At 71.9% G+C, this 11,977-nt stretch carries 12 protein-coding genes and 1 rRNA gene; 1 reads left to right on the forward strand and 12 read right to left on the reverse strand.

The features are described from left to right. The first annotated feature begins 160 nt into the window (after positions 1-160). A complete protein-coding gene (locus DEI91_RS14120; RefSeq protein ID WP_146244310.1) occupies positions 161-415 on the forward strand; it encodes a hypothetical protein in 255 nt (84 codons plus the stop codon). A gap of 23 nt (positions 416-438) precedes the next feature. On the opposite strand, the gene DEI91_RS14125 is transcribed toward DEI91_RS14120, so the two are convergent. From DEI91_RS14125 to rrf, 12 genes are all read right to left on the reverse strand, one after another. Then, a complete protein-coding gene (locus DEI91_RS14125; RefSeq protein ID WP_111052911.1) occupies positions 439-1,431 on the reverse strand; it encodes a site-specific tyrosine recombinase XerD in 993 nt (330 codons plus the stop codon). A 73-nt stretch (positions 1,432-1,504) separates the two neighbouring features. Then, positions 1,505-2,104, reverse strand: a complete 600-nt coding sequence (locus DEI91_RS14130; RefSeq protein ID WP_111052901.1) for a DoxX family protein — start codon at positions 2,102-2,104, stop codon at positions 1,505-1,507. A gap of 76 nt (positions 2,105-2,180) precedes the next feature. Continuing rightward, the gene (locus DEI91_RS14135) at positions 2,181-2,759 is read right to left on the reverse strand and encodes an NUDIX domain-containing protein (protein ID WP_181439618.1); all 579 of its coding nucleotides are present in this window, start codon (positions 2,757-2,759) and stop codon (positions 2,181-2,183) included. A gap of 111 nt (positions 2,760-2,870) precedes the next feature. Further along, complete coding sequence (locus DEI91_RS14140) at positions 2,871-4,583, reverse strand: CTP synthase (protein WP_111052902.1); 1,713 nt, start codon at positions 4,581-4,583, stop codon at positions 2,871-2,873. A 103-nt stretch (positions 4,584-4,686) separates the two neighbouring features. Beyond that, positions 4,687-6,378, reverse strand: coding sequence for a DNA repair protein RecN (gene recN / locus DEI91_RS14145; RefSeq protein WP_111052903.1), 1,692 nt, complete (start codon positions 6,376-6,378; stop codon positions 4,687-4,689). A gap of 125 nt (positions 6,379-6,503) precedes the next feature. Beyond that, the gene (locus DEI91_RS14150; RefSeq protein ID WP_111052904.1) at positions 6,504-7,430 is read right to left on the reverse strand and encodes an NAD kinase; all 927 of its coding nucleotides are present in this window, start codon (positions 7,428-7,430) and stop codon (positions 6,504-6,506) included. After that, positions 7,427-8,227 (reverse strand): TlyA family RNA methyltransferase, encoded by an 801-nt coding sequence (locus tag DEI91_RS14155; RefSeq protein ID WP_111052913.1) that lies wholly within the window; start codon positions 8,225-8,227, stop codon positions 7,427-7,429. The genes DEI91_RS14150 and DEI91_RS14155 overlap by 4 nt, the downstream gene beginning before the upstream one ends. A 124-nt stretch (positions 8,228-8,351) precedes the next feature. Beyond that, positions 8,352-8,519, reverse strand: a complete 168-nt coding sequence (locus DEI91_RS16335) for a hypothetical protein (protein WP_181439621.1) — start codon at positions 8,517-8,519, stop codon at positions 8,352-8,354. 208 nt (positions 8,520-8,727) lie between these two features. Further along, a complete protein-coding gene (locus DEI91_RS14160) occupies positions 8,728-9,717 on the reverse strand; it encodes an HAD-IIA family hydrolase (RefSeq protein ID WP_258374440.1) in 990 nt (329 codons plus the stop codon). Positions 9,718-9,733: 16 nt separating this feature from the next. Beyond that, positions 9,734-10,498 carry a hypothetical protein gene (locus tag DEI91_RS14165; protein ID WP_258374441.1) on the reverse strand — a complete coding sequence of 255 codons (765 nt, stop codon included), beginning with the start codon at positions 10,496-10,498 and terminating at the stop codon, positions 9,734-9,736. Between the two features lie 44 nt (positions 10,499-10,542). After that, complete coding sequence (locus DEI91_RS16340) at positions 10,543-11,307, reverse strand: hypothetical protein (protein WP_220038095.1); 765 nt, start codon at positions 11,305-11,307, stop codon at positions 10,543-10,545. A 568-nt stretch (positions 11,308-11,875) separates the two neighbouring features. Continuing rightward, positions 11,876-11,977, reverse strand: a 5S ribosomal RNA gene (gene rrf / locus DEI91_RS14170); the annotation flags it as partial.

The raw sequence follows: 11,977 nt of genomic DNA on the forward strand, positions 1-11,977 counted from the left end.
CGTTCCGCAGGGGCCCGTCACGACACGCCCGAGGTTGTGGTGTTCGGGACATGCACCTGCGCTGGTCCATCGTCGTCCCACCCGGCAACACCGCCGGGTCCGATGAGGGACGACGAAGATGGTGGAGAACGGCCACGATCCCGAGATGCGAGGAGAACCGATGTCAGTGGTGATCGGACTCGCGGTCGGCCTCGCGTTCAGCCTCGCCGCCATCCCGGCTGGACGACGCCTCGCGACGCTCCTCATGGTCGTGCCGATGGTCGGCTGGTTCGTCCTGCTCACGATCGGCATCGACGCCGGACTGACCAGCGGCAGGACGACGCGACTGGGGCTCGGCCTGCTCGGGATCCTGCTCGGGCTGACGATCGGGCAGGTCTTCGACCGGCGTGACCACCCGAGGCGGCCCCGACGCTGACGACCGCCCAGCGCGGCCTCCCCCTACCGCCGCGCCCGCGGGTGCGCCGTCTGGTACACGTCCCGCAGCATGTCCGCCGTGACGAGCGTGTAGATCTGCGTGGTCGCGACGCTCGCGTGCCCGAGGAGCTCCTGCACGACACGGACATCCGCCCCGCCCTCGAGCAGGTGGGTCGCGAACGAGTGCCGGAAGGTGTGCGGGGAGACGTGGGCGGCGAGCCCGGCCCGTTCGGCCGCCGCCTGGATGACGAGCCAGGCGCTCTGCCGGGACAGCCGGGCGCCGCGGGAGCCGAGGAACAGCGCCGGGGTGCCGGTCCCCCGCGCGGCGAACACCGGTCGGGCCCGCACCAGGTAGGCGTCGACCGCCGCGCGGGCGTAGCTGCCGAGCGGCACGATCCGCTGTTTGTTCCCCTTGCCGGTGACCCGCACGACCGAGACGTCGGTGTCCTCGTCCGGGGCTCCGTCGACGTCCGAGAGCGTCGTCACGTCGTCGACGGAGAGCCCGACCGCTTCCGAGACGCGCGCCCCGGTCGCGTACAGCAGTTCGAGGAGGGCTCGGTCACGGAGCTGCGCCGGTTCGTCGCCGACCACCGCGCCGAGCAGCCGCTCCATGTCGTGCACCGAGATCGCCTTCGGCAGCCGCATGGGTGCCTTCGGCGGACGGACCGAGGCGCCGGGGTCGAGCGGCAGCCAGCCCTCCGCGGCCGCGAACGCACTGAACGACCGCACCGAGCTGAGCATCCGCGCGATCGACCGTGGTGCGAGCGGCCCCTCCGGCCTCGTCGCGAGGTGCTGCACGAACCCGGCGAGGTCGGCCCGCGCCAGGCGGCCGACGTCCTCGAGGACCGCGGCTCCGCCGGCTCGGTCCGCGCCGGCGGAGTCGACGACCGGCTGCGTCCCCACCCAGTCGCCGAAGGCGGCCAGGTCGCGCCGGTAGGCGGACAGGGTGTGCTGCGACAGGCCCCGCTCGATCGCGATGTGCCGCAGGTAGTCCTGCACGGCACGCTCGAACGGGATCACCCGACGAGGCTACCGGGGCGCGGGGGCCGACCCCGGGCTGGCCCCGCCGACCGACCCCGGCCCGGCTTCGCTACTCGGCCGAGGACGCACCGTCGCCGGACGCCGCCGTGGCCGGCGCCTCCGTCGGGGCCGGCGCCTCCGCCGGGTCCGCCGCGTCCGCCGCGAGGGCCTTCCGCCGCTGCACGACCTGGACCGCGATCGCGACCGGCACCGCGGCGAGGGCCGCCACGCGGAGCCAGGGCCGGTCGAGGGCGTGGCCGGTCGCGTGGTCGAGCGACACCGGACCCGGACCGCCGAGGGCGAACATCGCCGCCGAGAAGCCGAGGAACGCCGGCAGTTCCAGGCCGCCGTCCGCGTTGAAGAAGCCGTTCGGCGTGTGCACGCTGGAGGCCACTCCCATCGTGGTGGCGGCGCCGGCGCCGGCGATCGGGGTGGCGAGGCCGAGCGCGAGGGCGGTACCGGAACCGGCCTCACCGATGCCGGCGAGGACGGCGTTGCGGCGACCGGGCCGGAAGCCCATCGCGTGCATGCCCTGCGCGGTGCCGTCGATGCCACCGCCGCCGAACGCGCCGAAGAGCTTCTGTGCGCCGTGCGAGACGAGCACCGCTCCGAGTGCGATGCGGAGCAGGGTCGTCGCAGTGACGGCTGCGGTGGTGGTACGCGAGCTCATGGGGTCCTCCCGGTCATCCGTGATCCGGCCACCCGTCCGATGCAGGTGAACACGGTGACGCCGACGGTACGCCGTGTCAGCCCTGCGAGCGGCGCTCGACGGCCTCGACCGCGAGCGTCGCGACGATGAGCGCCGAGTTGTGCAGCCGCCCCGCGAGGATGCCCTCCAGGAGCTCGGCGCGCGGCACCCAGCGGACGACGATGTCGGCTTCCTCGGCCTCACGCTCGAAGGCGGACTCGGTCGCCCGCACGCCGGTCGCGCGGTACACCTCGATGAACTCGTTGCTGCCGCCCGACGACGTGTTGTACCGCACGAGGTGCTGCCACTCGTCGGCCTGGATGTCGGCCTCCTCCGCGAGCTCACGCTTCGCCGCGGTCAGGTGGTCCTCGCCCTCCTGGTCGAGCAGTCCGGCCGGCAACTCCCAGTCGCGCAGCTGGACCGGGTGCCGGTACTGCTGGATGACGAGGACCCGGCCCTCGTCGTCCTCCGCGTACACGGCGACGGCGCCGGTGTGGTCGACGTACTCGCGGACCATGTCGGATCCGTCGTAGTCGATGTGGTCGCGGGTGATGTCCCAGACGGCCCCCTCGAACACGCGCTCGGAGGCGGTGACGTCGTAGGAGGCGGTCTCGTCGGCGATCGGTGCGTCAGTCACGCCGCCATCCTGCCCCACGTCGGTCGGGGCCGACCACAGACGGGAGGCCCCGCACCAGCTGGTGCGGGGCCTCCCGTCCGTGACGTGGTCGCGATGGCGACCTCCCGTCCGTCAGGCGACCGCTTCCGCCTCCGGGTCGAACAGGCGCGTCGACTCGTTGCGCTCGATCGCCGCACCGACGAGCCCCGCGAAGAGCGGGTGCGCGCGGTTCGGGCGCGAGCGGAGCTCGGGGTGCGCCTGCGTGCCGATGTAGAACGGGTGCTCCGCGCGGTCCAACTCGACGTACTCGACGAGCGTGCCGTCCGGCGAGGTACCCGAGAAGCGCAGGCCCGCGTCCGCGATCTGCTCGCGGTAGTGGTTGTTCACCTCGTAGCGGTGCCGGTGCCGCTCCGAGGCTTCGGTCGCGCCGTACAGCTCGGCCGCCAGGCTGCCGTCGGTGAAGTGCGCCGGGTACATGCCGAGCCGCATCGTGCCGCCCATGTCGCCGCCCGCGATGATGTCCACCTGCTCGGCCATCGTCGCGATGACCGGCGTCGAGGTCTCCGGGTCGAACTCGGTGCTCGACGCATCGAGCAGGCCGGCCTCGTGGCGGGCGTACTCGATGACCATGCACTGCAGACCGAGGCACAGGCCGAGCGTCGGGATGTTCTGCTCACGCGCGAACTGCAGCGCGCCGAGCTTGCCCTCGATGCCGCGGATGCCGAAGCCACCCGGGATGCAGATGCCGTCGACGTCGCCGAGGTTCTTCGCAGCACCCTCCGGCGTGATGCACTCGTCGGACGCGACCCACTTCAGCGTGACCTTCGCCGTGTGCGCGAAGCCACCCGCGCGGAGCGCCTCGGTCACGGACAGGTAGGCGTCCGGCAGGTCGATGTACTTGCCGACCAGGGCGATCGTGACGGCCTTCTTCGGCTCGTGCACCGCGGTGAGCACACCGTTCCAGCGCGACCAGTCGACGTCGTGCGCCTCGAGGCGGAGGGCGTCGATGATGACCTGGTCGAGCCCCTGGTCGTGCAGCATCGTCGGGATGTCGTAGATCGAGGGCACGTCGACGGCGTTCACCACGGCGTCCTCGTCGACGTCGCACATCAGGGCGATCTTGCGCTTGTTCGCGTCCGACACGGGACGGTCCGAGCGGAGCACCAGGGCGTCGGGCTGGATGCCGATCGAGCGCAGCTGCGCGACGGAGTGCTGCGTCGGCTTCGTCTTCTGCTCGCCCGAGGCGTTCATGAACGGCACGAGCGAGACGTGCACGAAGAAGACGTTGTTCCGGCCGAGCTCGTGCCGCACCTGGCGGGCGGACTCGATGAACGGCTGCGACTCGATGTCGCCGACCGTGCCACCGACCTCGGTGATGATGACGTCGGGCTGCGGGTCGTTCTCCGCCTGCTCGCGCATCCGCCGCTTGATCTCGTCGGTGATGTGCGGGATGACCTGCACGGTGTCCCCGAGGTACTCGCCGCGGCGCTCCTTGGCGATGACCGTCGAGTAGACCTGCCCGGTCGTGACGTTCGCCGACTGCGCGAGGTCGATGTCGAGGAAGCGCTCGTAGTGGCCGATGTCCAGGTCCGTTTCGGCGCCGTCGTCGGTCACGAAGACCTCGCCGTGCTGGAACGGGTTCATGGTGCCCGGGTCCACGTTGAGGTACGGGTCGAGCTTCTGCATGACGACCTTGAGGCCGCGCGCCGTGAGGAGGTTGCCGAGGCTCGCCGCCGTCAGGCCCTTGCCGAGAGACGAGACGACCCCGCCGGTCACGAAGATCTGCTTCGTCACCTTCGGGGTCGCGCTCGAAGAATTGGTTCCGCCGCTGAGAGTGTCCGCCACGGGATTCCATCGTACGTCAGAAGTGCCGGGAGGCGCGACCCGCGTTCGCCGGGCGCGTTGCGACCGGAGGGTGGTCGCCGTCGCACGGCGGGCCTCCCGGCCCTCAGGCGGAGCGACCAGCGACCTCGAGGAGTTCGCGTGCGTGCTCCATGCCGCTGGCGCTGTCGCCCAGGCCGGAGAGCAGCCGCGCCATCTCCTGCAGGCGGTCGTCGCCCTCGAGCCGCCGCACGCTCGACGACGTGACCGCACCGCTGGCGTCCTTGACGACGTTGAGGTGGTTGTTCGCGAACGCCGCGACCTGCGCGAGGTGCGTGACCACGATGACCTGCGTGCGCTCGGCGAGCGCCGCCAGGCGCCGGCCGATCTCGATCGCCGCGGCACCGCCCACGCCCGCGTCGACCTCGTCGAACACGAACGTCGGGACCGTGGTGCTCCCGGCCATGACGACCTCGATCGCGAGCATCACACGCGAGAGCTCACCGCCGGAGGCGCCCTTGCCGATCGGCCGCGGGTCGGTGCCCGAGTGCGGCTGCAGGAGGATCGCCACCTGGTCGCGCCCGTGTCGTCGGAACTCGCCCGCGTCCGTGACCTCGACGACCAGGGTCGCGCCGGCCATCGCGAGGCTCTTCAACTCGGCCGTGACGCGCTTGGCGAGGTCCGTGGCCGCCTTGGTCCGCACCTTCGTGAGCGACGCGGCGGCGGCCTCGAGGGCGACCAGGTCCGCTTCCACGGCCTGCTGGAGTGCGACGATCCGGTCGTCGTCGCCGTCCAGTTCGAGCAGCCGGTCGGACGCGCGCTGGCCGTAGGCGATGACGTCCTCGACGGTGTCCCCGTACTTCCGGGTCAGTCCGGCGAGCAGGGCCCGACGTTCGTTGACGAGCTCGAGGTCGTGCCCTGCTTCGGGTTCGAGCGAGCCGATGTAGCTCGACAGGGCCGCCGAGGCCTCGCTGGCCTGGATCCCGAGTTCGGTGAGCTGCTCCAGCACGGGCTGCAGCGCCTGGTCGACGGTCGCCACCCGCTCGATCGCACGTCGGGCGGACTCGACGAGACCGATGACGTCCGGCCCGTCGAGCGACTCGCTCGAGACGGCCTCGTGCGCGAGGCCGGCGGACAGGCGGAGTTCCTCGAGGTTCCCCAACCGTTCCGCGCGCTCGGCGAGCTCGGTGTCCTCGCCCGGCTGCGGGTCGGCCGCCTCGATCTCCTCGGACGCCTCGCGCAGGCGGGCGGCCTCGGCGAGCCGTTCGTCCCGGTCCCGCGTGAGCGTCTCGAGGTCACCGGCGTGCTGCTGCCAGGCGTCGTACACGGCGACGTACTTCGCGAGGGCCTTCTCGACCGCCGCGGCGCCGAACCCGTCGAGTGCGGCACGTTGCGCCGACGCCGAGGTCAGGCGGATCTGGTCGGACTGCCCGTGCACGGTGACGAGCTGGTCGGCGAGTTCCCCGAGCACGGCGACCGGGGCGCTGCGACCGCCGACCGTCGCCCGGCTGCGGCCCTCCGCGGAGACCGTGCGGGTGAGGATGAGCTCGCCGTCCTCGACCGTCCCGCCGGCGTCCTCGACCCGTTCGGTCACGGCGGCGTGGTCGGGCAGGTCCCAGCGGCCCTCGACGACCGCGCTCGACGCTCCCCGGCGGACCGAGCCGGCGTCCGCCCGGGCGCCGAGGAGCAGGCCGAGCGCGGTGACGATCATCGTCTTGCCGGCTCCGGTCTCACCCGTCACGACGGTGAAGCCCGGGCCGAGTTCGAGTGTGGCGTCGCCGATCACGCCGAGGTCGGAGATGCGGATTTCCTCGATCACTGGATGTGCTCCTGCTGCTGGTTCACGTCGTGGTGCCGGTGGTCGTGCTCGTGCTCGTCGTCCGGGCGGCCGGCTGGGTCGCTGGGCGCGTCAGGCCGGACGCGCGCGGTGCTCCCGCGACGGCGTCACTCCACGTCCTCGTCGTCGCGCTGCGGGCCACGCCATCCCGCGACCGGCAGGCGGAACTTGGCGACCAGACGGTCCGCGAACGGAGCGTCCTTGAGCCGCGCCACCCGCACCGGGTCCGGCGACCGGCGCACCTCGACCCGCGCTCCGGGAGGCAGGTCGTGCGTCCGGCGTCCGTCGCACCACAGCACGCCCACACCGCTCGTGCGCCGCAGGACCTCGACCGCGAGGACACGGTCCGGGCCGACCACGATCGGCCGCGAGAACAGGGCGTGCGCGCTCAGCGGGACCATGAGGATGGCGTCGACGTCGGGCCACACCACCGGACCGCCGCCGGAGAAGGAGTACGCGGTGGAGCCGGTCGGGGTGGAGAACACCACGCCGTCGCACCCGAACGAGGACAGGGGACGGCCGTCCACCTCGGTGACGACCTCGAGCATGCGCTCCCGCGACGCCTTCTCGACGGTCGCCTCGTTGAGGGCCCAGCTCGAGTAGACGATCTCGTTGCCGACGACGACGTCGACCTGCAGGGCGACGCGCTCCTCGACCTTGTACTCGCCGGTCAGGGCGCGTTCGACCGTCTCGGCCAGACCGTCCCGCTCACTCTCGGCGAGGAAGCCCACGTGCCCGAGGTTGACGCCGACGATGGGTGCGGAGGTGCCCCGGGCCAGTTCGGCCGCGCGCAGGATCGTGCCGTCCCCGCCGAGGACGATCACGATCTCGATCTCGTCCGGGCGCACGTCGACGCCGAGGATGTCGACCTGCCCCACCGACGCTTCGGCTCGGCGGACGTCCGCGTACTCGTCGAAGGGCATCACCGGGGTGAGGCCGGCAGCGTGCAGGATGTCGCAGACCTCGACGGCGGCGTCGATCGAGTCGCGCCGCCCGGTGTGCGAGACGAGCAGGATGTGTCGTTCGTCGCTCATGGAGCTCCTTCCGCCAGTTCCGTCGCCCGGACGATCCATTCTGTCGGGTTCTGTCCGCGACCCCGCTGGAGACGCGCGAGGTACTCCTGGTTGCCGTGCGTGCCGACGATCGGCGACGGCGCCAACCCCGCTGTCCCGAAGCCCAGGTCCCACGCCGCCCAGAGGACGTTCATGAGGGCGTCCTGTCGTAGGGACGCATCACGGACGATGCCCTCACGGATGCCCGTGCGGCCCACCTCGAACTGCGGCTTCACGAGGAGCACGAATTCGTCGGCGGGCACGGCCTCGACCAGTGCCGGCAGGACCATGCGGAGGCTGATGAACGACAGGTCCCCGACCACCAGGCTGGTGTCCGCGGCGGCCGGGTCGAGGGCGAGGTAGTCGCTGCTCGTGAGGTTCCGGGCGTTCACCCCCTCCACCACCGCCACGCGGTCGTCGAGGGCGATCTCCGGTGCGAGCTGACGGTGTCCCACGTCGAGTGCGACCACGCGGGCCGCGCCACGCGACAACAACACCTGCGTGAACCCACCGGTGGAGGCGCCGACGTCCAGGACGGTCCGCCCACGCGGGTCGACGTCGAACGCGTCGAGTGCGGCGACGAGCTTGAGCGCAGCGCGGGAGACCCACTCGTCCTCAGCGTCGACCGTGATGTCGGACGCGCCGGTCACCGGGGTCGAGGCCTTCACCACCGGCACACCGCCGACGGAGACACGACCGGCCTGGATCAGCGCGGCAGCTGCCGTGCGGGAGCGTGCGAGGCCCCGGGCAGCGACGGCCGCGTCGAGGCGCTGGGTGATCGTCGAGTCGCCCGCTCCCGTCGTGTCGTCGACCCCGGTGTCACTGGCCCCCGCCGTGCCGAGCGCGGCCGGGACGGAGGCGGACGAGGTGTGCGAGGCGGCGGCATCGCGGCGCGCCTCGCGGTCAGGCACGCGTGGCCCCACCGTGCTCGAGCCGGGTGCGCAGGTCGTCGTGCAGCGCGGCGAAGGCGTCTGCGCGCTCGGCGAGTGGCAGGGTCTCGGCAGCTTCGACGCGACGGCCGAAGTCGTCCGCGCCGGCATCGTCCTCCGCCTCGGGCACGGGGCCCGTCACGCCGCCCGGTGCTGCGTCCTCTGACGTCCCCGCGCCTGGCGTCCCCGCGCCTGGCGTTCCCACGCCTGACACCTCCGCGATCGGCGGCGCAGCGACGGGACGAGGTGGACCGGGTACACCACGTGGAGGCCCGGGAACGGCCCGCAGACCCGACGGGAGGGCCGGCTCGGCAGCGTCGTCCGTCCGGGCCTGTTCCACGCCCGTCACGCTACTCGCCGCCGTACAGCTTCGGGTCCACGTCCAGCCCGTAGATGGCCAGTCCGGAGTCCCAGATCGCCGTCGCACCGGCGCGCAGCAGGTCCATGTCGTCAGGCCCGACCCGCTCGGCGCGGACGACGTGTCCCCGCATGCTCACGGTCGACTCGCCCACCGTCACCCGACGCGTACCGTCCCGGTCCTCGGAGCGCACGGTCACCGGGTACGGCTCGTGCAGCCCGCGGAGGTCGCGGAGCACGTACGTCGGTCGCGACCGCTGGTCTGCCGCGAGCACCTGCTTGGGCTGATCGATCCCGGTGAGTACGAGCACGCTCGGGATGCCGGCGTCGTTCGCGCCCTTGATGTCGGTGTCCAGCCGGTCGCCGATGAAGAGCGGGCTCGAAGCGGCGAAACGGGCGAGGGCAGCGTCGAAGATCGGGCGCTCGGGCTTGCCCGCCACGACCGGCATCCTCCCGACCGCCTGGTGCACGGCCGCCACCAGCGTGCCGTTCCCGGGCGCGATCCCGCGCTCGACCGGGATCGACCAGTCCATGTTCGTCGCAACCCACGGCACGGACGCGTTTGCCAGCGCGAAGGACGCCTCGGCGAGCTGCTCCCAGCCGAGCTCCGGGGCGAAGCCCTGGATCACGGCCGCCGGGTGGTCGTCGGCACTGTCGGTCACGACGAAGCCGGCTTCTTCGACGATCGTCGTCAGGCCCAACCCACCGATGACGAGGACGGTGGAACCCGCCGGGACCAGCGTCGCGAGGAGTCGCGCCCCGGCCTGGGAGGACGTCACCACGTCATCGGCGGTGACCTGCAGGCCGTACTGCTCGAGGTGCTCCGCGACGTCCACCGGGCGCCGCGAGGCGTTGTTCGTGATGTAGCCGACGCGCGCCGTCGAGGTGGCGCGGGTCAGGGCCTCCACGGCGTACGGCACCGCGTTCCGGCCGCGGTAGACGACGCCGTCGAGGTCCGTGAGGACCACGTCGACGCCGTCCACCGGCGGACGCGGGGTGTCAGCCGGCTGCGGAGCCGTCGATGTCCCGCGGGTTGTCCTCGTCGACTTCGCCGAGGTCATCCCCGGCGACGTCGTCGGACTCGTCGTTCCCGAGGCTGCTGACGTACCCGTTGCCGGGCTCGGCGTCCCCGAGCTCCGCGTCGTCGAGCTCGGAGTCGTCGGACTCGCTGTCGTCGCGTCCGGTGACGTCGTCTTCGAGCGCTTCCTCGACCACATCCACTGTCTCCCAAGCATCGTCTTCAGCAGCCTCGGCGAGAGCCTCCGCTGCACGGTCGACACGGGCCCACCATTCGTCGGCCTCGTCCTGGCGGCCGAGCTCCTCGAGCGTGGCCGCGTAAGCACTGTAGAGCGCCGGCGACCAGCTGTACGCCGTCGACGGGTCGAGCTGTGGAATCTCGAGTTCGCCCAGCGCAGCTGTGGGATTCCCGAGGTCGAGCCGCGCGCCGGACATCGCGATCGCGAGCTCCACCTGCACGGGCGTCTCGAGAGCTGCCCGATCGACCGACCGTCCCAGTTCGAGTGCGCGCTCGGGTCGTCCGAGCCCACGCTCGCAGTCGACCATCATCGGGAGCTGGTCGTTGCGGCCGGAGATCCGGCGGTACGTCCGGAGTTCCCGGAGCGCGGTCGCGAAGTCACCCAGCCGGTACGCCGTGATCGCAGCCGTCTCGCGGACGACGGCGACGCGGCCGGCCCGGCGAGCCGCGCTGAGCGCGTGCTGGTTCGCGAGCTCCGGGTCGGTGTCCACGAGCATCGCAGCGGTCACCAGGTGCCGCGCGACCCAGTCGGCGTTGTCCTTGCTCAGCGTCTTCAGCTCGGCCCGCGCAGCCGGGTGCAGGTCACGTGCCTGGATCTCCTCGGGGATCTCCGGGTCATCGTGACGCGGACGGATCGACCGGGTGCCGTACGGGTCGCGGTCTTCCCAGTCGTCACGGGCAGCCTCGCCGAAGCGTGCCCCTGCGGAGCGCGAGCCGTCACCGAACCGCTTGCGATCAGCGCCGTCGCGACCCTGACGGTCATCGTCACGTCGCGGTCGTCCGCCATCACGGAACGGACGATCTCCTTCGCGACGCGGTCGGTCGTCGCCACCACGGAACGGACGGTCCCCATCGCGACGCGGACGGTCGTCCCCGCCACGGAAGGGACGATCGGAGCCACCGGAACGAGCCGGACGGTCTCCGTCACGACGCGAGCGCTCATCGCCGCCGCGGAACGGACGGTCACCATCGCGACGCGGACGGTCATCGCCACCACGGAACGGACGGTCCCCGTCCCGGCGAGGGCGGTCGTCACCGCTCCGGAACGGACGGTCGGAACCGGATCGGGCCGGACGGTCCCCGTCGCGACGCGGGCGGTCATCGCCACCACGGAAGGGACGGTCGGAGCCCCCGGAACGGTACGGACGGTCACCATCACGACGCGGACGGTCATCGCCACCACGGAACGGACGGTCCCCGTCCCGGCGAGGGCGGTCATCGCCGGTCCGGAACGGCCGGTCGGAACCGGATCGAGCCGGACGGTCACCGTCGCGACGCGGACGGTCATCGCCACCACGGAAGGGACGATCGGAGCCACCGGAACGGTACGGACGGTCAGCGCCACCGGCACGGTACGGACGGTCACCATCACGACCCGGACGATCCGAAGACGGCCGGTCTGACGACGGCCGATCTGACCGCCAGGACGGACGATCTGATCGCATTCCACCCTCGCGGAAGTCGCGCCCCCCCGAGCGACGGTCGGACGCATCGTTGTACGGACGCCCGTCCCGACGGTCGTTGCCGCGTTGTCCTTCGCGCCGCTCGAAGTCACGGGGCCCCGACGACCATCCACCACGATCACTGCCGCCCCGCGGGGCGCCGTCGCGTCGAGGCCGGTCCTGACGGCCGCCGTCGCGCCCGTCTCGTCGCTGTTCGTCGTCGTTCGCCACCGTAGCTCCTCGTTGCGTGCCGGGCTCAGGAGGCCCGGCAGTCGTCCGCTGTGTCGTTGTAGGGGGGGCAGTACTGCGCGCCCAGCACCAAGTCCATCACGAACGCGGCGCAGAGTCGACCCGCAGGACGCCCCGAGAAAGAGAAATGGCCACCAGCCCTCCCGAGAGCTCTCGCTCTCGATGGAGGGCCGGTGGCCACATCTGTGAAAAGGAGTCCGGCGGCGTCCTACTCTCCCACAAGGTCCCCCTTGCAGTACCATCGGCGCTGAGAGGCTTAGCTTCCGGGTTCGGAATGTGACCGGGCGTTTCCCTCTC

It is taken from the genome of Curtobacterium sp. MCBD17_032 (genome assembly GCF_003234855.1).
GTDB lineage: Bacteria > Actinomycetota > Actinomycetes > Actinomycetales > Microbacteriaceae > Curtobacterium.